At 33.4% G+C, this 22,694-nt stretch carries 33 protein-coding genes and 1 pseudogene; 9 read left to right on the forward strand and 25 right to left on the reverse strand.

Annotation, left to right across the window (positions count from 1 at the left end):
- Window positions 1-39: 39 nt before the first annotated feature.
- From BAQ49_RS15975 to kynU, 5 genes are all read right to left on the reverse strand, one after another.
- The gene (locus BAQ49_RS15975) at window positions 40-663 is read right to left on the reverse strand and encodes a Pr6Pr family membrane protein (protein ID WP_071746130.1); all 624 of its coding nucleotides are present in this window, start codon (window positions 661-663) and stop codon (window positions 40-42) included.
- A gap of 20 nt (window positions 664-683) precedes the next feature.
- Complete coding sequence (locus BAQ49_RS15980) at window positions 684-1,601, reverse strand: serine hydrolase domain-containing protein (RefSeq protein ID WP_071746131.1); 918 nt, start codon at window positions 1,599-1,601, stop codon at window positions 684-686.
- 126 nt (window positions 1,602-1,727) lie between these two features.
- Window positions 1,728-2,567 carry a tryptophan 2,3-dioxygenase gene (gene kynA, locus BAQ49_RS15985; protein WP_071746132.1) on the reverse strand — a complete coding sequence of 280 codons (840 nt, stop codon included), beginning with the start codon at window positions 2,565-2,567 and terminating at the stop codon, window positions 1,728-1,730.
- 32 nt (window positions 2,568-2,599) lie between these two features.
- Window positions 2,600-3,229: an arylformamidase gene (gene kynB / locus BAQ49_RS15990; protein WP_071746133.1), complete on the reverse strand. Its 630-nt coding sequence runs from the start codon at window positions 3,227-3,229 to the stop codon at window positions 2,600-2,602.
- A gap of 2 nt (window positions 3,230-3,231) precedes the next feature.
- Complete coding sequence (gene kynU / locus BAQ49_RS15995) at window positions 3,232-4,518, reverse strand: kynureninase (RefSeq protein ID WP_071746134.1); 1,287 nt, start codon at window positions 4,516-4,518, stop codon at window positions 3,232-3,234.
- Between the two features lie 159 nt (window positions 4,519-4,677).
- Between kynU and BAQ49_RS16000 the strand changes: the two genes are divergently transcribed.
- Window positions 4,678-5,289, forward strand: coding sequence for a TetR/AcrR family transcriptional regulator (locus BAQ49_RS16000; RefSeq protein ID WP_071746135.1), 612 nt, complete (start codon window positions 4,678-4,680; stop codon window positions 5,287-5,289).
- A 35-nt stretch (window positions 5,290-5,324) separates the two neighbouring features.
- Here BAQ49_RS16000 and BAQ49_RS16005 read toward each other — a convergent pair whose 3' ends face one another.
- Window positions 5,325-5,762 (reverse strand): NUDIX hydrolase, encoded by a 438-nt coding sequence (locus BAQ49_RS16005; RefSeq protein WP_071746136.1) that lies wholly within the window; start codon window positions 5,760-5,762, stop codon window positions 5,325-5,327.
- 127 nt (window positions 5,763-5,889) lie between these two features.
- Between BAQ49_RS16005 and BAQ49_RS16010 the strand changes: the two genes are divergently transcribed.
- Complete coding sequence (locus BAQ49_RS16010; RefSeq protein WP_071746137.1) at window positions 5,890-6,666, forward strand: arylamine N-acetyltransferase; 777 nt, start codon at window positions 5,890-5,892, stop codon at window positions 6,664-6,666.
- Window positions 6,667-6,694: 28 nt separating this feature from the next.
- Here the strand turns inward: BAQ49_RS16010 and BAQ49_RS16015 are convergent, their stop codons facing one another.
- The 7 genes and pseudogenes from BAQ49_RS16015 to BAQ49_RS16040 form a co-directional block, all read right to left on the reverse strand.
- A complete protein-coding gene (locus BAQ49_RS16015) occupies window positions 6,695-6,934 on the reverse strand; it encodes a DUF3953 domain-containing protein (protein ID WP_071746138.1) in 240 nt (79 codons plus the stop codon).
- 21 nt (window positions 6,935-6,955) lie between these two features.
- A complete protein-coding gene (locus tag BAQ49_RS16020; protein ID WP_002119911.1) occupies window positions 6,956-7,201 on the reverse strand; it encodes a DUF3977 family protein in 246 nt (81 codons plus the stop codon).
- Between the two features lie 116 nt (window positions 7,202-7,317).
- A pseudogene (locus BAQ49_RS33315) lies at window positions 7,318-7,680 on the reverse strand (helix-turn-helix domain-containing protein); the annotation flags it as partial.
- Between the two features lie 120 nt (window positions 7,681-7,800).
- Window positions 7,801-7,974: a hypothetical protein gene (locus tag BAQ49_RS32995; protein WP_165616052.1), complete on the reverse strand. Its 174-nt coding sequence runs from the start codon at window positions 7,972-7,974 to the stop codon at window positions 7,801-7,803.
- Between the two features lie 16 nt (window positions 7,975-7,990).
- Window positions 7,991-8,329, reverse strand: coding sequence for an NIPSNAP family protein (locus BAQ49_RS16030; RefSeq protein WP_071746139.1), 339 nt, complete (start codon window positions 8,327-8,329; stop codon window positions 7,991-7,993).
- The gene (locus tag BAQ49_RS16035; RefSeq protein ID WP_071746140.1) at window positions 8,302-8,898 is read right to left on the reverse strand and encodes a GNAT family N-acetyltransferase; all 597 of its coding nucleotides are present in this window, start codon (window positions 8,896-8,898) and stop codon (window positions 8,302-8,304) included. The genes BAQ49_RS16030 and BAQ49_RS16035 overlap by 28 nt, the downstream gene beginning before the upstream one ends.
- Window positions 8,899-8,910: 12 nt before the next feature.
- Window positions 8,911-9,681, reverse strand: coding sequence for a DeoR/GlpR family DNA-binding transcription regulator (locus BAQ49_RS16040; RefSeq protein WP_071746141.1), 771 nt, complete (start codon window positions 9,679-9,681; stop codon window positions 8,911-8,913).
- Between the two features lie 251 nt (window positions 9,682-9,932).
- Here BAQ49_RS16040 and BAQ49_RS16050 point away from each other — a divergent pair, with 251 nt between their 5' ends.
- Complete coding sequence (locus tag BAQ49_RS16050) at window positions 9,933-10,424, forward strand: hypothetical protein (protein WP_071746142.1); 492 nt, start codon at window positions 9,933-9,935, stop codon at window positions 10,422-10,424.
- Between the two features lie 50 nt (window positions 10,425-10,474).
- Here BAQ49_RS16050 and BAQ49_RS16055 read toward each other — a convergent pair whose 3' ends face one another.
- On the reverse strand, window positions 10,475-11,131 hold the full coding sequence (locus tag BAQ49_RS16055; RefSeq protein WP_071746143.1) for a DUF4085 family protein: 657 nt from the start codon (window positions 11,129-11,131) through the stop codon (window positions 10,475-10,477).
- A gap of 220 nt (window positions 11,132-11,351) precedes the next feature.
- Between BAQ49_RS16055 and BAQ49_RS16060 the strand changes: the two genes are divergently transcribed.
- Window positions 11,352-11,945, forward strand: coding sequence for a hypothetical protein (locus tag BAQ49_RS16060; RefSeq protein ID WP_071746144.1), 594 nt, complete (start codon window positions 11,352-11,354; stop codon window positions 11,943-11,945).
- A 170-nt stretch (window positions 11,946-12,115) separates the two neighbouring features.
- Here the strand turns inward: BAQ49_RS16060 and BAQ49_RS16065 are convergent, their stop codons facing one another.
- Window positions 12,116-12,595: a DinB family protein gene (locus BAQ49_RS16065; protein ID WP_071746145.1), complete on the reverse strand. Its 480-nt coding sequence runs from the start codon at window positions 12,593-12,595 to the stop codon at window positions 12,116-12,118.
- Between the two features lie 262 nt (window positions 12,596-12,857).
- Between BAQ49_RS16065 and BAQ49_RS16070 the strand changes: the two genes are divergently transcribed.
- A complete protein-coding gene (locus BAQ49_RS16070) occupies window positions 12,858-13,703 on the forward strand; it encodes an oxidoreductase (RefSeq protein ID WP_208610854.1) in 846 nt (281 codons plus the stop codon).
- A 77-nt stretch (window positions 13,704-13,780) separates the two neighbouring features.
- Here BAQ49_RS16070 and BAQ49_RS16075 read toward each other — a convergent pair whose 3' ends face one another.
- The 6 genes from BAQ49_RS16075 to BAQ49_RS16100 form a co-directional block, all read right to left on the reverse strand.
- Entirely contained in the window at window positions 13,781-14,161 is a 381-nt protein-coding gene (locus tag BAQ49_RS16075; RefSeq protein ID WP_071746147.1) for a DUF4181 domain-containing protein, read from the reverse strand.
- 19 nt (window positions 14,162-14,180) lie between these two features.
- A complete protein-coding gene (locus BAQ49_RS16080; protein ID WP_071746148.1) occupies window positions 14,181-14,621 on the reverse strand; it encodes an NUDIX domain-containing protein in 441 nt (146 codons plus the stop codon).
- Window positions 14,622-14,682: 61 nt separating this feature from the next.
- Window positions 14,683-15,045 carry a DUF4181 domain-containing protein gene (locus BAQ49_RS16085; protein WP_071746149.1) on the reverse strand — a complete coding sequence of 121 codons (363 nt, stop codon included), beginning with the start codon at window positions 15,043-15,045 and terminating at the stop codon, window positions 14,683-14,685.
- Window positions 15,046-15,062: 17 nt separating this feature from the next.
- Window positions 15,063-15,899, reverse strand: a complete 837-nt coding sequence (locus tag BAQ49_RS16090) for a PP2C family serine/threonine-protein phosphatase (RefSeq protein ID WP_116733467.1) — start codon at window positions 15,897-15,899, stop codon at window positions 15,063-15,065.
- Window positions 15,883-16,383 (reverse strand): HIT family protein, encoded by a 501-nt coding sequence (locus BAQ49_RS16095; RefSeq protein ID WP_116733473.1) that lies wholly within the window; start codon window positions 16,381-16,383, stop codon window positions 15,883-15,885. The genes BAQ49_RS16090 and BAQ49_RS16095 overlap by 17 nt, the downstream gene beginning before the upstream one ends.
- A 105-nt stretch (window positions 16,384-16,488) precedes the next feature.
- Window positions 16,489-16,662, reverse strand: a complete 174-nt coding sequence (locus BAQ49_RS16100) for a glycine zipper domain-containing protein (RefSeq protein WP_071746151.1) — start codon at window positions 16,660-16,662, stop codon at window positions 16,489-16,491.
- Window positions 16,663-16,877: 215 nt separating this feature from the next.
- On the opposite strand from BAQ49_RS16100, the gene BAQ49_RS32350 reads away from it, so the two are divergent.
- The gene (locus BAQ49_RS32350) at window positions 16,878-17,114 is read left to right on the forward strand and encodes a hypothetical protein (RefSeq protein WP_071746152.1); all 237 of its coding nucleotides are present in this window, start codon (window positions 16,878-16,880) and stop codon (window positions 17,112-17,114) included.
- Between the two features lie 49 nt (window positions 17,115-17,163).
- Here the strand turns inward: BAQ49_RS32350 and BAQ49_RS16110 are convergent, their stop codons facing one another.
- Together BAQ49_RS16110 and BAQ49_RS16115 are read right to left on the reverse strand one after the other, a co-directional pair.
- Window positions 17,164-18,000 carry an ABC transporter permease gene (locus BAQ49_RS16110; RefSeq protein ID WP_071746153.1) on the reverse strand — a complete coding sequence of 279 codons (837 nt, stop codon included), beginning with the start codon at window positions 17,998-18,000 and terminating at the stop codon, window positions 17,164-17,166.
- The gene (locus BAQ49_RS16115) at window positions 17,993-19,198 is read right to left on the reverse strand and encodes a quaternary amine ABC transporter ATP-binding protein (RefSeq protein WP_071746154.1); all 1,206 of its coding nucleotides are present in this window, start codon (window positions 19,196-19,198) and stop codon (window positions 17,993-17,995) included. Before BAQ49_RS16115 ends, BAQ49_RS16110 begins: the two co-directional genes overlap by 8 nt.
- A gap of 171 nt (window positions 19,199-19,369) precedes the next feature.
- Between BAQ49_RS16115 and BAQ49_RS16120 the strand changes: the two genes are divergently transcribed.
- Window positions 19,370-20,227 carry a glycine betaine ABC transporter substrate-binding protein gene (locus BAQ49_RS16120; protein WP_071746155.1) on the forward strand — a complete coding sequence of 286 codons (858 nt, stop codon included), beginning with the start codon at window positions 19,370-19,372 and terminating at the stop codon, window positions 20,225-20,227.
- Window positions 20,228-20,273: 46 nt separating this feature from the next.
- Here BAQ49_RS16120 and clpP read toward each other — a convergent pair whose 3' ends face one another.
- Both clpP and BAQ49_RS16130 read right to left on the reverse strand, forming a co-directional pair.
- The gene (gene clpP, locus BAQ49_RS16125; RefSeq protein WP_071746156.1) at window positions 20,274-20,855 is read right to left on the reverse strand and encodes an ATP-dependent Clp endopeptidase proteolytic subunit ClpP; all 582 of its coding nucleotides are present in this window, start codon (window positions 20,853-20,855) and stop codon (window positions 20,274-20,276) included.
- A 21-nt stretch (window positions 20,856-20,876) separates the two neighbouring features.
- Window positions 20,877-21,563 carry an RNA polymerase subunit sigma-70 gene (locus BAQ49_RS16130; RefSeq protein ID WP_071746157.1) on the reverse strand — a complete coding sequence of 229 codons (687 nt, stop codon included), beginning with the start codon at window positions 21,561-21,563 and terminating at the stop codon, window positions 20,877-20,879.
- A gap of 143 nt (window positions 21,564-21,706) precedes the next feature.
- Here BAQ49_RS16130 and BAQ49_RS16135 point away from each other — a divergent pair, with 143 nt between their 5' ends.
- A complete protein-coding gene (locus tag BAQ49_RS16135) occupies window positions 21,707-22,027 on the forward strand; it encodes a 2Fe-2S iron-sulfur cluster-binding protein (protein WP_071746158.1) in 321 nt (106 codons plus the stop codon).
- A gap of 4 nt (window positions 22,028-22,031) precedes the next feature.
- Window positions 22,032-22,694, forward strand: coding sequence for a ribose 5-phosphate isomerase A (gene rpiA / locus BAQ49_RS16140; protein ID WP_071746159.1), 663 nt, complete (start codon window positions 22,032-22,034; stop codon window positions 22,692-22,694).

Genomic DNA, 22,694 nt, shown 5'->3' on the forward strand with positions numbered 1-22,694 from the left:
AAACAGAGGGGTTTATTCATACACATTTAATAATGAAAGTTATTGTTTTAAACTTAAAGATCGATTCCCTAGCATTTTCACCAATCCACAAATAACTCCAATTACAACCGCTATTCCGATACTATATAAAAGTACTTTCCCATATCCACCTATTCTCGGATCGAGAAACGGATATGGGTACCAATTAACGTATGGACCACGTATTAAGCTATAAATAACATATAAAATCGGGAAAATCAGCCAACTAGTTGCTTGTTTCCACGTGATTGTCTTCATAGGTGGATTTATAACCCAATCTAAAATCATTGCTAATGGCATGATGTAATGGAGCACAGTATTTACCCACGGTATCGGCGTTTGAAGTGACTCTTCTAATCCCCTTAATAACAAAAAATAAATAAGTCCCGTTGTCAGTATGTATACTGTAGCTGCGCCGCGAAGAACTCCAAACTGCTCGGAACGTCCAAATAGGGCTGTCCCCAAACTACTTAATAGAAGAATTACCGCCACTAAAATGTTGCTTTCAATTGTGAAGTAACTAAAAAAATTAACTGGATTGAACGGTTTCACTTGTGCCCTTGTAACAAATTGTGTAATAAGTGCACTAAACGCTAGAAGACTTAAAAATAGTCTATAAATTGCTATCATTTTTGCACTTCTCATAACACACCTCCTCCCTCTTCTTATTTATGATTGGCATTATCTTTTATATGCTCTATAAATAACTTTAATGGTACGAGGCCACGTTTAGGCATGTGACTACTAATTACAGCTACGAGCTCTAACTGCGGAATGATAATAATGTATTGCCCTCCGTATCCCATAGCAAAATACATACAATACGGTATGTGAAATCTTTCGTTATTTAATACCCACCAGTGATATCCATATGCCCCGACATGTTCATACGTTTCAAATAGAGCTGTACTTGATTGCTCTAACCATTTCGATGATATAATTTCATTTCCCTTCCAATATCCATTCTGCAAACATAATTTTCCTAGCTTTAATAAATCTATAGATTTCATTTTCATACCGAATCCGCCGACATATACACCTTGCGGATCTTGTTGCCATTCATATTCCTTAATGTTTAATGGATCAAATAAATACTTTTTCGCGAACTGCTCCGTCGACATTCCAGTTGCTTCTTGAATGACGTAACTAAGTAAGTGGGAAGAACCTGAGTTATAATTCATTTTCATACCCATTTCTTCAATGAACGGCTTTTCAAAAATGAATTGTGCCCAATTGTCTGATTCCACAAAGTCATTTGGGAAAACAACCCCATTGCCGAATTCTTGCCAATCTTCTCCTGTTGTCATCGTTAATAAATGATACAGCGTTAATTCCCTTTTTTTCTCCGGTACATTGGGAATCCATGTTGTGATTGGTGTATGTATATCATTTATACATCCTTTATCAATTGCGATGCCGATTAATATGGATACGATACTTTTTGTAATCGAATTAATTTTATATAAGTCATTTTTACAGTCACTCGTTTTAAAATATTCAGTCGTTAATTCTCCCTTTTGGTAAACAAGAAATGTATTAACTTTTTTCTTTTCAAATTTATTTTGTAATTGCTCGAAATTCAAGAAATTTTCCTCCATCTAAATGATTATGTAATATTTGTTGTTCATCTCGTTCTCTCTATTAAATCATATTTGTTTTTAAAACAAAAAAATAAACTTGCCAGCCTTTATTAGCTGACAAGTTTATTCTTATAATTTCGTTCGAACATTCCAAAGCTCTGGGAAAAAGCGTTGATCAAGTACTCGTTTTAAATACGATACACCAGAAGAGCCACCTGTTCCCATTTTATGACCGATAATTCGTTCTACTGTTTTCATATGACGGAAACGCCATTGTTGTAGCCAGTCTTCAATATCGATTAATTTCTCTGCAAGCTGATATAAATCCCAATATTTTTGCACGTCCGCATATACTTCTATCCAAGCCGCTTCTACAGTTGCATCCTCTTCGTAAGGCTGCGTAACATCACGATTTAGCACATCTTTATGAATTGGGAATCCTTCTTTAACAAGGGCTTGTATCGCCACATCATACAAACTTGGTGCATGAAGTGCTTTATGAAGACGAGCATGTAATTCTGGGTCCTTTTCATAAATCTTTAATGCATGTGGTGTTTTATAACCAAGTGCATACTCAATCATTCTATATTGATACGATTGGAAGCCTGAAGCTTGACCAAGTGAATCACGAAACTCAATATATTCTGATGGCGTTAATGTCGCAAGAATATCCCAAGATTGAATGATTTGTGACTGAATTTTTGATACGCGTGCTAACATTTTAAAAGCTGGTGGTAATTTATCTTGTTTAATAGATTCAATTGCCGCATTCAGTTCATGTAAAATTAATTTCATCCAAAGCTCACTCGCTTGATGGATGACGATAAATAACATTTCATCATGATGGTCTGATAATCTTTGTTGACTAGATAATAAGCTATCTAGCTGTAAATACTCTCCGTACGTCATATTCTCCTTAAAATCTGTATGAATCCCTTTTTCCATAATTACCTTTTCATTTTCTTTCATATTAGTCAAACGCCCCTTTTATATATTTCTACTTATATTGGCCTAATAACAGCGCGAACTGGACTCCCATCTGCATCTGTTAATGCAAGTGGTAAGGCAATAAGTTCGTAATCGCCGTCTGCTACGTGATCGAGTACGACATTTTCTAAAATGTGAATTCCGTGTTTAAATAATTGATGATGTGCTGCTAGTTCTTTATCATCTAACGGATCAACAGAAGGTACATCTACTCCAATTAAACGAATACCCTTACTTGAAAGAAATGGTGCAATATCAGCACGTAAATACGGGATTTCTTCTGGAAACTCTTGCGCTTTTCCATGTGAAGATGTACGTAACAATAGTCGCTCTACACCTTCTAAGTTAAAACTTTCTAATTCTCTTTTACCGATACTCTCCAGCCCTGAAACATCGATAACTCGTGCTGTACCTATAAATACATCTATATCTAAATCTAATACCTTCTTACCGTCATTATCAAAATGAAAAGGTGCATCAATATGAGTACCTGTATGAATGCTCATCGTTAACTTTCCGACATTTACTGAACCACTGTTTTCTTTTGACCATGAAACTTCATATGAAAAAGGTGTATCCCCTGGCCACGTCGCGATATCATTATTTAACGGTTGCGAAATATCAATCCACTGCGATGTTTTCATGCTTACGCCACAACCTCTCGCTTATTTTCAAACTTTTTATATTCTTCGTCTTTCATAATGTTCTTTAAAATTTGTACAGAGTTCCATACTTCCTCATACGTATTGTATAAAGCAACAGGCGCAAGTCTAACTCCATTTGGAGCTCTAAAGTCCGGAATAACCCCATTTGCTTTTAACGCTTTACAAATACGTGCCGCCTCAACATGTTCTAAATAAATATGCCCGCCTCGTTTTTCATCCTCTAATGGATTTCCAATTGTAAATTCAAAGCCTTTTAATTCATGTTCAATTAAATCAAGCATATATCTCGTAATATGTAATGATTTTTCACGTAACTTTTCAATGCCAGCTTCTTTAAAAATTTCAAGAGAACCGATTAATGGTGCAGTACTTAATACGTGAGGTGTCCCTATTTGATAAGCTCCAGCATGGTCAGCCGCAGTTAATGAATGCTCCATATCAAATTGCTTATCTTTTCTAGAACTAAACCAACCAGATAATCCTGGGAGTCTATTAAAGTGTTTATTATTTACATAAAGGCCTGCAACACCACCAGGACCTGCATTTAAATATTTATAATTACACCATACAGCGAAATCTACATCCCACTCTTTAAAATGATGCGGAATGGAGCCGATTGAATGACATAAGTCAAAACCGATATGAATACCACGTTTATGAGCTTCAGCTGTTAATCGCTTCATATCAAGAATTTGTCCACTCCTATATAGTACAGAAGGCAATAATATTAAAGCGATATCATCGTTCATCGCATGAATAATATCATCTTCAGAAAGTGTTCTTCCATCTCGGCTTTTCACTCGTACTAAATGTTCATCTGGATCTAAGCCTTTTAAACGAATTTGACTCTGAAGTGCATAAATATCTGACGGAAAAGTTAATTCATCCGCAAGAATTTTTGTTCGTATTCCTTTTGGCTCATAAAACGTCGCAATAACTTGATGTATATTCGCAGTCGTGGAGCCGGTTACAATTGTTTCTTCCGGTAAAGATCCAATAAGAGGTGCTGTCAATTCACCCAATTTCTCCGAAAGGAAAAACCACGGATGCTCACCTTCAGTCCATCCATCAATTCCAAACTCTTTCCATGAATCTAGCAAGGTAAGTAACGATTTTTCTGCTCTTTTTGAAAGTAACCCTAATGAGTTACCATCTAAATATATTGTTCCTTCTTTTTTATAAAATTCAGATTGAAAATCTTTCAGTTCATCATGTTTATCACATTCAAGCGCATACTCATAAGTTGGTTGAAATGGTTCTTTATACATGGTGTCACCTTCTTTTAATTTTCTTTTTATTCTAACTAATTGAAATATATCACTTAAATTGATATAACGTCAATGATATTATGTCAGTTGACTTTATATACGAACTTCTTTTACAATACAATTATATTTTCAGATATTTCAGTATAAAGAGGTGATTCCTTGAAAAATTCTACTCTTTCAGCAAGAAAACACCGCTCCTTAGAAACAAAAAGGAAACTATTACATTCCGGTTATACTATTTTTATAAGAAACGGATTTCAGAAAACTACAATCACGCAAATTATTAAACATGCAGAAACTGGTTATGGAACAGCATATGTATATTTTAAAAACAAAGATGCTCTCCTCGTCGTTTTGATGGAAGATGTTATGAATCGCTTTTATAATATTGCTGATCGCTCTTTTTCACCTCAAACAAAGTTAGACGCATGTGATATGATCCAAAGTCAAGTTAGAGCCTTTTTGCAATTAGCGGAAGAAGAACGAGATATTTTGCAAGTTGTCGAAGAAGCAATAGGATTATCAAGAGAGATAAGTCAAAAATGGGATGAGATTCGTGAACGCTTTATAAAAAGTATTATGCAGGATATTACTTACTCTCAAGAAAGTGGATTGGCGCAGCCTGAATTAAATAAAGAGATTGTAGCACGTGGTTGGTTCGCGATGAATGAAATGTTTCTTTGGGAAATTGTGCAAAATGATAAAAAGCTAGATTTAGAAGAAGTTGTACATACATTGACAGTGATGTATACGGCAGGTCTATATAAATAGCACACCCTTTATTCATAAGGTGTGCTATTTTTCATCTATAAAAATATTTTATCGGGATACGGTAATGCTAAAGGTGGCTTTTCAGATAAAGGGAAATATTTTAGTTTTACAGATTCTCCATCAACTGCTTTTAACCCGCCTCCGATAATTCCACACTCAAATACAACAACAATATACTCTACTTGATCTCCATTCGAATATGTATGACGAAATTCTTTCCCTCCAAATACCCCTTTTTCTTTTTTCACTTTTATTTTTAATCCTGTTTCTTCCCACACTTCTCTAACAACCGCTTCTTCTGGTGTTTCTCCTGGTTCGATTGCCCCTGCTGGCAAACTCCAGTGTTCTCCTCCAGGATATTGAAATAAGATTTCCCCCTGCTCGTTTTTAATAACAGCAGCTATACTCGGCATAAAAATAAGTTCAGATCCTAATTTTTCACGAAGTCTTTTATAATATAATGACATCGGCATTTGATTTTCTCCCTCCACAATAAATAACTGTATTTTCTAACAATTATTATATAATATTATTAATATCAGCTTCTATATTATTATATAATATTATTAATATCAGCTTCTATAAAGAAAGGAAGATCAAATGTCACAAGAAAAACTAACAAATCAGTTTCTATCGTTTTTATCCGTTACAAAAAAGCCTGTAAGTTTAAATTTTTTAAATGAACTTGTTAAAGCTCATCAAGAGAAAGTAAAGTGGGAAACTCTTACTAAAATAATTGACTGGGAAAAAGGTAATGAAACAAGTAATTATTTTCCTTCCATTGAGACATACATAAACCGTATTACAACAAAAGGTCTGGGGGGTACTTGTTGGACGTGCTCGATTGGATTCCATTGGTTATTATCAAACCTTGGTTTTGACGTTCATTATTTGTATATGAATCCCGGACATTTATGCTTACGTGTTAATTTAGAGCAACCGTATTATGTTGATGTTGGTTACTGTGCACCTTTATTTCAAGCATATCCACTATATGAATCATTTCAAGTAAGTAATGTACGAGAGACTTTTACTTATGAAGTTTCAAATAATAGGATTGAAATTACTAGAGATCCAGGTCCAGCAAAAATCTTAAATACAGAGCCAATACATTTAACAAGTATGAAAGAACTCATTAAAAAGTCTAATGACTGGCATTCTTCTGTATTAAAGAAAATTCAGATTTTCGGTTATATCGATGGCATTCCAACTTCTATTAATGATAATGTTTTAAAACGATATTTCCAAGGTAAGAAAAGAGAACATAGCCTTACCTCTTCTGAACTTGCTTATTGGATAACAGAAAGATTTTGTATTGATAAAGAAATGTACCAAGCGGCAACTAATATTTTTAATGAGAAAACTTCAAAAAAATAAACTGTTACTCAACATGTTAAGTGACAGTTCATTTTAAATATTTTATTAACGATACAATGATACAAAATAGCGATGTAAGTAAAAACAACAACCCCATATTCTTATTCTCTTTTTCCTCTTTCTTAACGTTTTGTATCCCCATACCAGCAAGCATAAATCCTAACAATAATTGCAAAATAAGCATACTTTGCTTCGAGTCATCATTCCAACTGTAAATAGAATAGCCCATTACAATAATAGCGAGTATGAATGTGGTAATTCTAATCATAAAAACACCCCCTATTTGATTCTATTGTTTTAACCTACTCACCATTCCAACAATAAACTTATACTCAGCTCTACTTTTTCTTACTTTCTTAAAGCCCTCTTTCGTATCAAAAATAAAACACGTTTTCCGAAACCAAATGCGTACGTATAAAGACTCAAAATAAATTGGTTTTATAATTCCTCGTTCCTCAAATTCAGTTCCATCTTTATTTTCAGTTTCTGTTCGAACGAACCACCTATTTCCGATGCCAATTTCAATATACTTCACACGCTAACCCCCTTCAGGAAATCTTCTTTCTAATAATTCTATTATTTCCCTGGCAAGCGCATATTCCGACAGAACGTGAGCCCACAAAGAAAAAAGTAGATTACAAAAATCTACTTTTATAGCCTAAATTTTTGCATACGTTTATAAAATGTACTGCGTGGCACATCTAATAGTTTTGCAGCTAACGAAACATTTCCGTTCATATTTTCTAGCGCTTCAATCATGCTATTTTACTGTGTTTTTTCAAAGAAATTTAATGTATGTTCCATACTATTTTCAGCTTGTAATTCAAGTTGCTGTTGATTTCCCATCATTATTTGTAATCATAATGATATTTGTTTTTCACATATTTCCCGTCCTTGCGACAAAATGTAAATATGCTGCTCTAGTACTTTTAATAACTCTCTTATATTTCCTGATCATTTATTCTGTGAAAAATTGGTTTCGATGTATTTAAATACTACATTTACGTTCAATCGTATGGACAATTGAAGTTAACATACCAAGCATATATGGATGTGAAGGCTGAATCGAACAGGAGAAATAGTGTTTTCAACATAATTAGAAAACGATACAAATATGTTGAAAATTTGAATGCCTTAATGCGCTTCTTTATTCGTTTTTAGTAGTACTATATTTTGTATAATGGATCCAAAGAAAATACATAACCAAAACCACTTTTGCGGATTGTTATTTACAAAGAAAACTACCATCGCTATTGCGAATAAAATAGTGGCTGCTAAACTAGTATATAATTTCGTTCTAATCCCCATTATGCTTTACTCCCTATCATTTTACAGTATATAGTAACTCTTCATTTTTCATCTCTATTATGTACTCTCGTAAAACATATTTTTTCCCGCCATGTTTTTCATACCAATCATGTATTCTTTTAACATGCATCTTATCACTTCTAATTTTCATTTCAATTTCTTCATAATCTTCATAACTATCATATTCCCATATTGCAAATACTTCAGTTGTACCATCATTATTATCTTTCATCCAGCGTCCTATTAGCCTAGAGCCATGCTTTAACTGATTAGGTAAATTAGTATTATTAAAATGAGCATTAAATACTTCAATAAATTCATTTTTTACTATATAGTACTTTCTTCTGTAAAACATTCCACTACACCTCTTTTATGAAATGTATTAATAAACCTTCCCATTACTACCGTATTATAATACTTCCCATCCGATAGCCTTTTATCATTTTTTAGTATACCTTCTACTTCAAAACCTAATTTTTTATAAAGATGAATGGCTTTTTCGTTTGTCTCTAACACTTGTAATGATATCTTTTTCACTTCATTTTCATCAGCCCAATGAATAGATTGTTGCAATAGAATCTTACCCAGCCCATATCCCCAAAACTCTCTTAAAATACAAACACCAAACTCTACTTTATGAGATAATCTCTTCAGATTTGATCCTTCACATCTTGAAAATCCAACGATTCGATTGTGCACTTCTACAACTAAAAAGAGATTCTTAATCTCTTCACTATCTGTTTTTATTATTTTTTGAAACCCTATCTTATCTATAAGTCCCTCTCCAGCTTCTCTATCCATATTTTCAGTTTCTCCATCGATCTGAATTCTAATTTTTGATAACTGCTCAGCGTCTGTTTCAGCCGCAGATCGAATTGTATAAGTTAATCCATTTATATGAAACTCTTGTCCTTTTATAATCATTTCAAACTCCTTTTAAATGCAGTCTATTGGCGCTATTACAATTACTTTACCTTGTTTCTCAAATTCTTGAATTGCCTCTTTACTAGCCTCTTCATCTGTTATTATAAGGGCAATTTCTTTCAGTGACTCTCCTTTTATAAAGCAGTCTATTCCGAGTTTATTATGAGGAGCTAAACAAATATTCCTTCTAGCGATTTTACTTACTGTTTTTCCAAAATAAGCAACTTCCGGTGTTGCAGTACTTATACCATGTAATGAAATGCCTCCACCTGTAGAGAAATAAAGATCAATAGATAATCTACTTATCAATTCAGAGGCAAGTGTATCTGTCATATTTCCTGAAGGTTTTACCTTACCACCAATTAAATACACTTCTATGTTCTTATATTCTCGTAACGAACTAGCTATCTCTATAGAATTCGTTATAACTGTAAATGATGTTTCGGGTAAAAATTTTAACATAGCACAATGAATTGAAGCCCCACCAATAAAAACGGAATCTCCTTCTTGTATATAAGATACAGCAACTTTAGCGATTGCTTCTTCGTATATTGAACTATCACTAAAACGTTTAAATGGTTCAGCAGCTAAGTTTCTCACTCGCGTAAGTTCAATTGCACCTCCGTGAGTTCTTTTTAATAAACCATCCTTCTCCATAATAGACAAATCTCTTCTTATAGAATCGATAGACATGTCGAAGCTTTCCGCAAGATCCTTTGCGATTACTCTTCCATCTTTCTTAAGCAATTTTAAAATGTTCTCTCGACGCTCTTCAGTAAACATATTCTCACCGCCGTTATTGAAAATTCAGAAATTAAATATTTATGTTAATTATATGCATGTCCCTTCCGTTTTACAATATTTTCAATTATTATTTTTTCAGCTTTATGCAGTTTTTCTCTCTCTTTCTATTTCATTAACTTTAATATCGAATAAATGTACATTTTCATATTCTACTAAAATACTTCTATTTACCTTCCTATTGATGTAAAATTATTCCTATGTTTTACTTTTTAATACAGAAAGGAATTACTATGAAATCTATAATTAAAGTAACTTGTACAGCAATATTATTTACAGGACTAATGGCAGGATGTAATGGTAGTACTACACCAAAACAAGAAAAGAGCGCTCTCGAAAAAGATGCAATGCACTATGGGGAAATATTTAAAAACGAATACTATAGAGCAACTGTTGAAAATGCAAAGTTCGAAAAAATAGACAAAGAGTGGCGCCTTACAACTCGTGTTACAATTAATAACGCTCGTGCTGACGGACAAACGATAGATCTTTCAGAAATAAAATATTTCATAAAAGATGAAAAAACTGGTGAAAAATACGAAGGTGAATTTATACAAAATGAGAACGCTAAAAAGGTTCCATCTGAGTTTTCTTTAACTACCGACATTGAATTTAATATGAAAACTTCACCAAAAGATTTAGGTAATATGTATTTATACATAGATAGCAAAGCTGCGCCGTTAACAGATACATATTGGAAACTTGATAATTTAGTATCTAAATAAAAAACAGTCATTTAAGACTGTTTTTTTTGTTATTAAACTAATAAAGTTTACTAGTTACATTTCTCAAGCAATACATCTTTTGCACAAATTATTACTTCTTCAAATGGGCAATCAAATAACACACCCAATTCAAATCCATCTTCAGTAAGTTCTATTTCATGACACATCCAACAAGCACCTTCAAGTTTTTTCGGTATAGAACATCCCGTAACTCCTATAAAAGTAAGTCGAAGCTTTTCAAAATCACTAAAACTACCACTGCAATCTAAAGTTATAATTAGCGTATCTTTTGATCTTCTCTCTACTGATTTGACTACACTATCATGTAGTGAGTATTCATGCAGTTGAACGACATTCTGTGGGAGTTTTTCTTTTATAGAATTAAAACTTTCTAAATAAGCTTGTTCTAAATCATTCATTCTTTTCTCATAGTCCTCTGTCCACTCAAGCATAAGTTTCTTTAATTTTTCCGATGGATATTCTGAATTAATTGTGTTGTCATGAATATACGGATGTAGTGACTTCGGAAGAAACTTTAATAAATCTTCTTTCTTTTCTTCCACATCTTCTTTCAAACTTTGCTTATAATCCATTCCCGCCTTTTCGCTCTCTCGCAAAATCTCTCCCCATTCATCTAATGTTTCTGAGAAAATTAAAAATCCAGACACTTGCATTTCTTTATACCAATCTTTTGTGAAATATTTCAATGACATTTCTCCTAAAATATTTTAACATCCAATAAAAGCAATATATCCACTTATTATATCATTCCAATAACCGTTTTTTCTAAAGAATAAATGTAAAACTGTAAATATTCCGCCTATTATTTCTAAAATTTCAGAATATTTACAATAACACAGAGTTGGAATACATTTTATATGTACAAGTTTTACCTGTACAAAAATCTAAACAAAAAGGGATGGTTATATGTTGAAGAAATTAGTAGCAGGGACATTAGTAGCAGGTTTTGCATTAACTGGAGGATTAGAAGTAGTAAGTGCTGCAGAAAAAGATTATACAATTAAAACATTTGATTATTTAAAAGTTGATGAAAAGAATGTTAGTTCATTTGCAAAATTAAGCGATCAATCAAAAAAAGACATCCAAATTACTATGGTACTACCTAAACAAAATGAAAATGGAGATTGGTTAGCCTACGGATTTACTAACAGAGAAGCATTGAATGCTTTTATTGAAAAAGATAAAAAGGCACTTAAAAATCAAATTAACCCTTTAGGTAGTGGTGCTGGTAGTACTGATTTTTATGAACATAAAGATAAAGGTGGCCAATATATTTACTGGAGCAGCGGTTTTAAAAACTTACCATCTAGCTGGAACGACAGAATTTCTTCTGTAAGTACAGCATCACCTTCTGCAAGCTATTCAACGACACTATGGGAACATACTTCAACACAAGGATATGGAAAAGGTGTCTCCTTTAGACACTCTGATTGGTATGGTAAAACTGCTAATTTAGCTGCGGATTGGAACGATATTACTTCAGCGATTGAAATCAAATAGTAACAGATCTTTTCAATTGAATAGGTGGCACTAAAGTTTTATACAGTTTTAATTGTTACTTAAATATTAATAGAAAGTAGAAAGACCAGCCATTTTAGACTGGTCTTTCTACTTTCAAGCATGCAATAATGCTTCATGGATTGCTCTAGATAAATTAGAGAATTATTACACTATTCACTATCAAAACTCTTCTGTAATTTTCGAATATAAATAATTTGACCAATATGATACGCATTATGAGTCGTTACATTAGCTAATACTTCCCACCACTTCGCAGATACAGGAAATCCTATTACATCACTTTCAACCTTGTCTTCATTTATGAGACTTTGCCATTGTAACAGTTTCTCTAATAGTTTTTCTCTTAACTCTTCAAATGTTTGATTATCAGATAGCATAAAACTTTTGTTATTATCACCAATAGCGGGCACGGCATTAACATTTGATTCTTTATACCTAGTTTGCCATGTCGAGTTCCAATACAGTAAATGTTGTACAATTTCAGCTATACTATTACTCTCCTCATTCGGTTTCCAGAAAGCTTCTCTTTCAGATAAATCCTTAACTGCATCTGAAAATGGAATATACCAACTAGGATCATTCGCATTTGCTAATAACTGATCTGCTAAAACGTCTTTAACATGGAACACTTTGCTTCCCCCCATTTTAAAAACTTAATTTCATCATCATGAATGCAACACTCACTTCTCTATATACGCTGAGTCTGTACGATTCCCTCTTTTTAGCCACACTTATGCGCTAAAAGAAACTTAAAGCACATAATCCATAAGCCGCCTCCTAAAATACAGAAATACTACTAATTGATATTACTTGTATAAAAACAATATGTAAGATTAATAGATTTTCTCCTTATTACTCGTTATGATGAAAGAAAAAGAAAGCGAGCGACAAATGAATAAAAAAATCGCGGTTATTACAGGGGCATCAAGTGGATTCGGACTATTAACCACACTTGAACTTGCAAAGAAAGGTTATTTAGTTATCGCTACAATGAGAAACCTTGAAAAGCAAGTAAACTTACTATCTCAAGCTGCTAAACTCAACTTACAACAAAATATAAAAGTTCAACAATTAGATGTAACAGACCCAAGTTCTATACATAGCTTCCAATTATTTTTAAAAGAAATAAATAGAGTAGACCTTCTCATTAATAATGCAGGATATGCAAATGGAGGCTTTGTAGAAGAAATTCCAGTAGAGGAATACCGTAAACAATTTGAAACGAACCTTTTTGGAGCTATATCAATCACTCAGCTTGTATTACCACATATGAGAGAACAGAAAAACGGAAAAATCATTAATATAAGCAGTATTAGCGGCCAAGTCGGATTCCCGGGTTTATCCCCTTATGTATCTTCAAAATATGCATTAGAAGGCTGGAGTGAATCGCTTCGCTTAGAAGTAAAACCTTTCGGAATAGATGTTGCTTTAATCGAACCAGGTTCTTATAACACGAACATATGGGAAGTTGGTAAACAACTAGCTGAAAACCAATCTGATACGACCTCTCCTTATAAGGAATATATGGATAAAATACAAAAACATATTAATAGTGGCAGCGATACATTTGGTAATCCGATAGATGTTGCCCAAAAAATAGTTAAAATTGCAGAATCCAAGCGTACTAATCTACGATATCCAATTGGAAAAGGTGTAAAGTTTATGATTTTTGCGAAGAAGATTCTTCCGTGGAAATTGTGGGAATTTCTTGTTTTGAGGAGTTTTAAGAAGATGTAAATAAAAAGAGTAGCTATCAAGATAAGTAATGGTAGCTACTCTTTTTTGAATTTTTATCATTGTATTTTCCAATATCATTATGTCGATATAGGATCAAAATAAAACAAAATCGAAACCATAAAAATAAATATGAAAAATCCAATAATAGAGAGAATATATTCTTTTGTCTCTCTATTATATTTCCACTCCATCCATATGCGTAATAGGCATGTTGTTCCAAAATAAGTAAGCATAGCAATTCCTATATTAGCATTTTCTGCTTTGAACAGATAAATAAAACTTACTATAAGATATACGATAAAAAGACCTATTTCCAATTTTACATGTAGACTATTCACATGCTTATATCCCAAAAAACCACTCTTTGACATATTCAACTTTTTTCTTAAAAATTTTTCTATAAAGTATCCAGCAATAATTAGTCCGATAGCTATAATCCAAATAGTAGAGTTACCCATTACTTTCCCTCCTATTACTTTATTTATTTTTAGAAATAAAGTGGATTATATTACGGTTATTCCCTTCTAAATAACTTACGATTCCTTCAGGATATGTTGGTCTCGTCCTTAATTCCTCTATACTTTTCCATATTAATATAATATCCTTATGTTCTTTATGTCTTATTCCATTTCTAACTTTCTCTCGAGCAGTTCCCCAATGCATCAATGTACAGTGATGTCCTTTTTCTTTATTCCACTCAAAAATATGTTCATTTACAACAGCTAATTCTTGAACAAAAACTTCTAAATTATATTCTTCCAATAACTCTCGCATTATTGCTTCTTTTGCTGTTTCACCAAATTCAATAGATCCTCCTGGAAAACGATAAAATGATTCGTTCTCATCACATTGTACAATTACTTTAGAATGATCTTCATTTAAAATCATTGCTTCTGCACGTAATCGAGGGCTTTTCATTTCTTCTCTCCCCTTAATTGCTCATTATATGACATTGCTATAGGGCTGTAATTAATACGTATTAAATAAGAAAATATAGAATCATCCCTGTTATCATTAACGATACAGCCCCGCCTAAGGACATCAAAAACTCCCTCGATTCTCTATCATATTTCCGTTCCATATATGATTCGAAACTATATAACGAAATTAAAAACAGAAAAGGTAGAAAGCCCATGTATAGGGGATTTGAAAGAGAAGAACATATAATCATAACCACTATATAAGAAAAAATAATAATTCTGTTTCCCCATTTATGCAGCTTATTTACATATTTATTATTCCATCCTTTTTGTTTCGGTATATTTAGCCATTTTCTCACTATATTTTCTAAGACAAATAAGAATATGATCCATAAAACTAATACAATTACTTTCACATGCAATAGAGAGATCGTCTCCTTTACCTTATCGTCTGGATTTTCTCCGGCTGATCACTCGGATACGTAGCATTCCTTTTATTTTCAACATCCCAACTAATAATTGTTGCACTATCTCGTCCAAATTGATGATGAACGTGTTCTAAAACATTGTGAATATTTTCTTTAAGTGTTTTATTATTTCTATTCATATCACTATACAGATTTCTATGAGTTTCATATCGTCTTTCCCCACACTCTAATACCCCATCTGTGACCATTACAATTCGATTCTTTCCAGTACGTAATTCACGAATTCCTGATGAATAGCATGGAATAGGTAAATCAAATGTATTTACATTACCAATCCACTCGTAAAAATGGCGTTGATTCAATGTATATTGACCTAATTTATGTAATTCTTCATGGAATACATAAATTAAACAATCTCCTATGGAAAGCCACCATATATAGTTTTCTTTTCTTACACAGATTAAACAAGCTGTCTCACCTTTAATTTTTTCACATTCTTCTTTAAATGACTGTGATTGAAAAGTTGTAAGTATATGATTTTCAACAGATCGAAATACTGTATCAATTGATTCATTCATCATTACTTTTATATTTTCATATTCTTTTTCGATTGTATGTACTACTAAATCAACACTTTCTGCGCTATTGTGTCCGTCTAATATAACAGCGAATTCCCAGTCACCATTTGACCAAACTAACGCACCATCTTCATTCTTTTTCGCTCCAGCACTTACATTCCCGCCGTATTTACCAAGTACAATTTCACCGTATTGCTGTACTGAAAATTCCTCTAAACACATTTCCCTACTTCCAACCCATGAATATTTTGTATTATTTGTTGTATGCATACTCATTTACCATATACTTTCGTATTCTTTCACATAGTTTTTGTATTTGCTCCGAACCTCCATGCGGTGCACCTGTCCATCCCGCTACTTCAGTTGGTGACCAAAACTCTTTTGGTGTATTTGGATAACGCGGGATAATGTGCATATGCATATGAGGTACACCATTTCCTGAAATGAAGGTATAAATATGTTCTGCACCTTCACTTTCTTTTAACGCTTTACTTACTCTACTAGTTATAAGTCCGAATGCTTTCGCTTCGTCCTCTGTTAATTCAGCAAGGCCAGGTACATGTCTCTTTATATCGATCATTACATAACCAAGATATGTTTCCTCTCTATCCCAATGGACATGTCCAACGTATATGAGAGCGTCTTCATAAATAGCACCGCCTGGAACTATAATGTTTCCTTTATGTTTTTCGCAAATGAAGCAGTTTTTTTCTACTTGATTGTTTATTGACATATCCATCACCATCCTTTTCATATATAATATCATAAAAAAAGGGAAAACAGATTTTATATTCCGAAAATTCAATCCCTTAAACTAGGAATTATCACATCAAATTTCATTTTAATAATTTGCAACTCATTATTTTCTCAAAACTGCTATTCCCGCTCCAACTGCAATTCCAATGACAATTCCGATTACTAAATTATCAGTAAATAAACTAGGTACTACACCGATTACAATACCTATAGCGATACCGATTGTCATTGCTTCATTTCTTTTTTTATTATTGGCCATAACAGCATCTCCTCTCATAATTTTTCCCCATATAATATCCAATTATATGAACGTTGCTATTTCCTAATATATTTGCTTTCCCCCTTGAAAATTCCCAAAATATGTACTTTATCACTTTTCCATTCCCCCTATATATTCCTCTTCATTTGAAAAGATTTTCAAGTCACCATTACATATACATAGGCATTTACTATAAGAAAGATCCGTAATTTATTGAAGGAGGAACGATTGGAATGCATCCTCATTGGAATCCAAATATAAATCAACAATATGCTTATTCCCCCCATCCAGTAAGAAATACACTGCATTATGATTCTCAATATATGATGCAGCGCATCGCTAGCCTTGAAAGCCAATTAGCGAAATTAATCTCATTAATCGAAGAAAATAATCAATTAATAAAATCAATGGAGCAACAACAAAATCAAGTTTGCGCACCAGCTGGCGGTTCTGTTATTGTTCGTATGTAATCTTTTCGAACAAAAAAACACACTTTGTATACTAAAGTGTGTTTTCTTTTTATCTTCTTTTTTGATGAAATCCTTGTGTAATGCGGTCTAATATAATCGCGATAACAACAATAGCTAGTCCAGCTTCAAATCCCATTCCGATATTTACTTGTGTAACAGAACGGTACACATCTACTCCAAGTCCTGGTGCTCCTACAAGTGATGCTGTAACGACCATTGATAATGAGAGCATAATACTTTGATTTACACCTGCCATAATTGTTCCAGTTGCAAGTGGTAATTGTACTTTAAATAGCTTTTGTGAAGCTGTTGAACCAAATGCATTCGCTGCTTCAATTAAATCTTCTGGAACTTGTCTAATTCCTAGATCAGTAAAACGAATTGTCGGCGGCATTGCAAAAATAACTGAAGCAATAATACCAGGAACAACACCTACTCCGAAAAATGTAATCGCAGGAATAAGATATACGAATGCGGGCATTGTTTGCATAAAGTCTAATGTCGGTTTTAGAAATTTTGAGAAACGTTCATTTTGCGATGCTAATATCCCAATTGGAATTCCGACAATGATTGAAATAATAACAGATGTAAGTACGAGTGCTAATGTTTGCATCGTTTGTGCCCAGTAGTTAATATTTAAAATAAATAATAATCCGATGAGTGTAAAAATGACTAAAGATGCTTTTCTCGTTGCGTACCAAATGAGGAAACATAAGATAATAATCATCAATATAGCTGGTATTATTGTTAAAAAATTAGTGAGTAAATCAACGAATCCGCCGATAATATAGGAGAATCCTCGGAATAACCCTTCAAAGTTCTCATATAAACTTGCAACAAATGAATCGACCCATTCTCCTAATGGAATACGCGGTATACTATTCATCGTCTTTCACCTCTTCCTCAATGTTACCTGCAAGAGCTTGAATGACACTTTCACGTTTAATAATTCCTCGTAGCCTTTTCTTCTCATCAATTACTGGTAACGGATATTTCATCTCCGCCATTTTTGCATACGTTTCTTCCAGTAAAGTATCTACATACACATGCGGAATATCGTTAAGTAATAAATCAGCAATCGGCCACTGTTTTTGCATCGCTTTACTCGCATCATCCGCAGTTAATATACCTAAAAACTCATACTTTTTGTTTACAACATATACGGTAGAAACACCTGCATTCCTCATAATTTGAAGTGCTACACGCGGTCCACGATCAATTAATAAAGTCTCCGGTCGTTTTAATATAGACTCCGCCGTAATTACTTTTCCTAAATTCACGTCTGCAACGAATTTCTCTACAAACTCATTTGCAGGGCTCATCATAATTTCTTCCGGCGTTCCAATTTGGACAACCTCTCCATCTTTCATTAACGCGATTCGATCACCAATTCGAAGAGCTTCATCTAAATCATGTGTAATAAAAATGATTGTTTTCTCCATTTTATCTTGAAGTTCTAATAACTCATCTTGCATTTCTTTTCGAATAAGTGGATCTAATGCACTAAATGACTCATCCATCAATAAAACATCTGGGTCATTTGTTAACGCCCTTGCGATTCCAACACGTTGCTGCATACCACCACTAAGTTGACTTGGATAATTATCTTTATGATGGTCAAGTCCGACTAATTTCAAAGATTCTAACGCTTTTTTCTCTCGCTCTTCTACCGGAACTCCTTGTATTTCCAATCCATATGCAACGTTTTGTAAAACAGTACGATGCGGGAATAGAGCAAACTTCTGAAATACCATGCTCATTTTCGTTCTTCTTACTCTTCTTAATTCTTCTTTCCCCATCGTTGCGATGTCTTCACCATCTATATATATATGCCCCGCTGTCGGTTTGATTAATTGATTTAGCATTCGAACTAGCGTTGATTTCCCGCTACCGGATAAACCCATAATAACGAAAATTTCTCCGGTGTATACTTCAAACGTTGCCTTTTTCACACCAACGTTCATTCCTGTCTCTTTTAAAATTTCGGATTTGCTTTTTCCTTCTTTTAATAAGGTAAGCGCTTTTTGCGGATGTTTCCCAAATACTTTTGTTACATTTTCAACACGTACCTTTGTATTATCCATGTCACTACTCCTTTTCTACCCATCTATTTACATAGTGTTGCGATTTTACAAAGAAATATTACATAAAAATGACATTCATAAGCTTTCTTTAAAATTCTCGTTTCCGTTCATAATAAGAATGCTTACATATACATTTATTTAAAAAGGCAAACGTGTCTTAGGAGGGTTTCGATGAAAAAGAAAATATGGCTTATATGCCTTGCATTATTTATTACTATGATTTTCACTTCATGTAATGCAACAAATGCAAATTCGAAAGGAAAAATTAAACTTGGTGTAACAAGTTGGAAAGAAAATATTGCAACTGCAAACATGTGGAAAGTTTTATTAGAAGAAAAAGGCTATAAAGTTGAGCTCATGTATTTAGAAAAAGCTGCGATTTGGACTGGTGTTGCTCGTGGTGATGTCGATGCAAATTTAGAAGTATGGCTGCCTGTTACGGATAAACCGCTAAATGCTCGTTATAAAGATGATATTGTCTTAAAATCAAAATGGTATGAAGGCACTGGACTAGGTTTAGTCGTCCCTTCTTATATGAAAAATATAAACAGCATAGAAGATTTAAACGCACATAAAGATGAGCTAGATAATAAAATTGTTGGGATTGAACCAGGTAGTAGCCTTATGAATTTAACGGATAAAGCAATGAAGGCATATGATATCAAATTAAAACTTGTCCAATCTTCAGAAGCTGCGATGATGAGCGAACTAAAGAAGGCATATACGAAAAAGAAACCAATCGCTGTTACGCTTTGGAATCCTCATTGGGGCTTTTCAGAATTTGACTTGAAATATTTAAAAGACCCTAAGAAAGTATATGGTGAAAAAGATGACATTTATTACTCAGTTCGTAAAGGTTTCGAAAAAGATCATCCGGATATTGTGAAATACTTTGATCAATGGAAAATGAACGATGAACAACTAGGTACTTTAATGGTCATGCTAAATAAAACGAAAGATCCGGAAGAAGCCGCGCGAAAATGGATTAAAAAAAATCAAGCTTTAGTTGATGAATGGGTAAAAGAGTGACAAAAACAGGCTAGGGAATTTATCATATTCTCTAGCCCGTTTCATGTTATTTTTTCTCAATAACTGCATCAACAATTCCATATTCCTTCGCTTCTACTGCCGTCATAAAATAATCTCTTTCTGTATCATGAGCTACTTTTTCTACTGGCTGCCCTGTTCGATCAGATATGATTTTGTTAATATCATGTTTTAACTTTAATATTCTTTTTGCTGTAATTTCAATCTCCGTCGCTTGCCCTTTTACACCGCCAAGTGGCTGATGAATCATAATTTCACTGTTAGGGAGCGCAAATCTTTTTCCCTTTGCGCCAGCTAATAGTAAAAGCGCACCAAATGATGCCGCAAATCCCATACAAAGTGTTTGCACATCTGGTTTAATAAGGTTCATCGTATCTAATATTGCAAAACCTGCTGTCGTTGAACCGCCCGGACTATTAATATAAAGGAATATGTCTTTCTCTGCATCTTCCGCTTCTAAAAATAATAATTGAGCTACGACACTACTTGCTACTTGATCGTTAATTTCTGAACCAATCATAATAATTCGGTCTTTTAATAATCTTGAATATATATCATAGGAGCGTTCTCCTAATTTCGTTTGTTCTACAACGTATGGAATTGTATTCATTTTTTATCCCTCCAATAATTGTTATGCTACGCAAAGCATACAACTGTAGGAAGAAGGGTTTTTCGCACTAAATAATAAGACTGGCTGTTTAGATGGTAACTTAGTAAAATCTATTGTTGGAAGAAGCTTTGTTAATAATTCCGGCCTTTCTTCACGAATAGACGATACAACAATTTCAATATCATCTGTGAATTCGACTATCTCAAACCCTTCTTCGCTTACAGTTTTCAGCCTATTTCTACTCCGAAATAAAGAAGCTTTCACTGCACCTTCCGATACAGAACATACTTTAGCAATATCAGCGATACTATATTGAAACACATCTTTTAATAATAAAATTGCAGATTGCTGTACATTTAATGAAGATAGTACTTTCATTACCATTTCATGCAAATCAGCAATTTTCTCATGTGGTTCTTCAACAATAATTTGTTCCTTTATTTTTTCATGAACTGATTTCGACTTCATCTGGTCTAACCAACGATTTCTAGCTATTTTATATAGCAGCGTCATACAAATATCTTTATTACCGTATTTATGAAGAACTTTACAAACTGTTTCTTGGGCGAGATCTTCACCGTCCCATTTGTTTTTCGTTAAAAAGGTACAATTCCTTTTTAACTCTGCATAGTTCTCAGTTAAAAAATTTATATTTGAATGATTCATATCGATATGATTCTTTAAAATCTGAGTTACTTTTGTGCACAAAATAACCACTCCTTTTCAGCGCTTACTTAATAAACGATCGATTAAACGAAAAAGTTACGGGGCTTATAAAAAAATAATGTTTATGTTCAATAATTCGCGGTCATAAATATGTTATGTACAATTTTACGTGAGGAGGAATAAATTTGCCAAAATTAACAATTGAAGGTGCGGGAACGTTTGCTGTAAAAGAAGGTACAAAGTTAGTATTAGCAATTGAAGATAACGGTGTACACATACTCCATCGTTGTGGTGGAAAAGCACGTTGCACAACTTGTAGAGTAGAAATTATAGCAGGTGATTTTTGTGAAGCAAACACTAATGAAAAAAATGCGATGACTGAAAAAGGAATTGAAGATCATTTACGCTTATCGTGTCAAATGCGCGTACATAAAGATATAGTCGTTCGTCCGGTACTTACAGTCGAAAATTCAGGTCTTGATGCTGGACCACGTCCAGCGGAGTAAAGCGATGAATTTAAAACAGCTCGCAGGCGAATACGCCGCTGACTTTGTAAAAAATGGAATGAAAGTTGGGCTTGGTACAGGCTCAACTGTATATTGGACGATACAAAAATTAGGAAAACGTGTACAAGAAGGTTTATCCATTCAAGCTGTACCTACATCAAAAGAAACTGAAGTATTAGCAAAACAACTAGCTATTCCTTTAATCTCTTTAAATGAAACCGACATACTCGATCTTACAATCGATGGTGCAGATGAAATCAATAATGATTTACAATTAATTAAAGGTGGCGGTGGTGCATTACTTCGTGAAAAAATTGTCGCTACCTCCTCTGAAAAGCTTATAATTATTGCAGATGAATCCAAAATCGTTTCACATTTAGGCACTTTTCCACTTCCTATTGAAATCATCCCCTTCTCTTGGAAACAAACTGAAAAGAAAGTTCAATCTATAGGATGCGAAACACGTTTACGTATGAAAGATGGTGGACCATTTATAACCGATAACGGTAATTTCATTATTGATTGTATTTTTACAAACAAAATATTGAATCCAAATGATACAAATAAAGAGTTAAAGATGATTACCGGTGTAGTTGAAACAGGATTATTTATCAATATGACGAGCACAGCGATCATCGGAACAGAAAACGGTATAAAAGAATATTAA

Origin of the sequence: Bacillus proteolyticus, from assembly GCF_001884065.1 — a bacterium.
Taxonomy (GTDB): Bacteria; Bacillota; Bacilli; order Bacillales; family Bacillaceae_G; genus Bacillus_A; species Bacillus_A proteolyticus.

Excerpts from the sequence above, each read along its gene's own strand:
- BAQ49_RS15975 (WP_071746130.1), bottom strand. The coding sequence starts at position 663 with ATGAGAAGTGCAAAAATGATAGCAATTTATAGACTATTTTTAAGTCTT.
- kynA (WP_071746132.1), bottom strand. The coding sequence starts at position 2,567 with ATGAAAGAAAATGAAAAGGTAATTATGGAAAAAGGGATTCATACAGAT.
- kynB (WP_071746133.1), bottom strand. The coding sequence starts at position 3,229 with ATGAAAACATCGCAGTGGATTGATATTTCGCAACCGTTAAATAATGAT.
- kynU (WP_071746134.1), bottom strand. The coding sequence starts at position 4,518 with ATGTATAAAGAACCATTTCAACCAACTTATGAGTATGCGCTTGAATGT.
- BAQ49_RS16005 (WP_071746136.1), bottom strand. The coding sequence starts at position 5,762 with ATGCCGATGTCATTATATTATAAAAGACTTCGTGAAAAATTAGGATCT.
- BAQ49_RS16010 (WP_071746137.1), top strand. The coding sequence starts at position 5,890 with ATGTCACAAGAAAAACTAACAAATCAGTTTCTATCGTTTTTATCCGTT.
- BAQ49_RS16015 (WP_071746138.1), bottom strand. The coding sequence starts at position 6,934 with ATGATTAGAATTACCACATTCATACTCGCTATTATTGTAATGGGCTAT.
- BAQ49_RS32995 (WP_165616052.1), bottom strand. The coding sequence starts at position 7,974 with ATGGGGATTAGAACGAAATTATATACTAGTTTAGCAGCCACTATTTTA.
- BAQ49_RS16030 (WP_071746139.1), bottom strand. The coding sequence starts at position 8,329 with ATGTTTTACAGAAGAAAGTACTATATAGTAAAAAATGAATTTATTGAA.
- BAQ49_RS16035 (WP_071746140.1), bottom strand. The coding sequence starts at position 8,898 with ATGATTATAAAAGGACAAGAGTTTCATATAAATGGATTAACTTATACA.
- BAQ49_RS16040 (WP_071746141.1), bottom strand. The coding sequence starts at position 9,681 with ATGTTTACTGAAGAGCGTCGAGAGAACATTTTAAAATTGCTTAAGAAA.
- BAQ49_RS16050 (WP_071746142.1), top strand. The coding sequence starts at position 9,933 with ATGAAATCTATAATTAAAGTAACTTGTACAGCAATATTATTTACAGGA.
- BAQ49_RS16060 (WP_071746144.1), top strand. The coding sequence starts at position 11,352 with ATGTTGAAGAAATTAGTAGCAGGGACATTAGTAGCAGGTTTTGCATTA.
- BAQ49_RS16070 (WP_208610854.1), top strand. The coding sequence starts at position 12,858 with ATGAATAAAAAAATCGCGGTTATTACAGGGGCATCAAGTGGATTCGGA.
- BAQ49_RS16075 (WP_071746147.1), bottom strand. The coding sequence starts at position 14,161 with ATGGGTAACTCTACTATTTGGATTATAGCTATCGGACTAATTATTGCT.
- BAQ49_RS16080 (WP_071746148.1), bottom strand. The coding sequence starts at position 14,621 with ATGAAAAGCCCTCGATTACGTGCAGAAGCAATGATTTTAAATGAAGAT.
- BAQ49_RS16090 (WP_116733467.1), bottom strand. The coding sequence starts at position 15,899 with ATGCATACAACAAATAATACAAAATATTCATGGGTTGGAAGTAGGGAA.
- BAQ49_RS16095 (WP_116733473.1), bottom strand. The coding sequence starts at position 16,383 with ATGAAAAGGATGGTGATGGATATGTCAATAAACAATCAAGTAGAAAAA.
- BAQ49_RS16100 (WP_071746151.1), bottom strand. The coding sequence starts at position 16,662 with ATGAGAGGAGATGCTGTTATGGCCAATAATAAAAAAAGAAATGAAGCA.
- BAQ49_RS32350 (WP_071746152.1), top strand. The coding sequence starts at position 16,878 with ATGCATCCTCATTGGAATCCAAATATAAATCAACAATATGCTTATTCC.
- BAQ49_RS16110 (WP_071746153.1), bottom strand. The coding sequence starts at position 18,000 with ATGAATAGTATACCGCGTATTCCATTAGGAGAATGGGTCGATTCATTT.
- BAQ49_RS16115 (WP_071746154.1), bottom strand. The coding sequence starts at position 19,198 with ATGGATAATACAAAGGTACGTGTTGAAAATGTAACAAAAGTATTTGGG.
- BAQ49_RS16120 (WP_071746155.1), top strand. The coding sequence starts at position 19,370 with ATGAAAAAGAAAATATGGCTTATATGCCTTGCATTATTTATTACTATG.
- clpP (WP_071746156.1), bottom strand. The coding sequence starts at position 20,855 with ATGAATACAATTCCATACGTTGTAGAACAAACGAAATTAGGAGAACGC.
- rpiA (WP_071746159.1), top strand. The coding sequence starts at position 22,032 with ATGAATTTAAAACAGCTCGCAGGCGAATACGCCGCTGACTTTGTAAAA.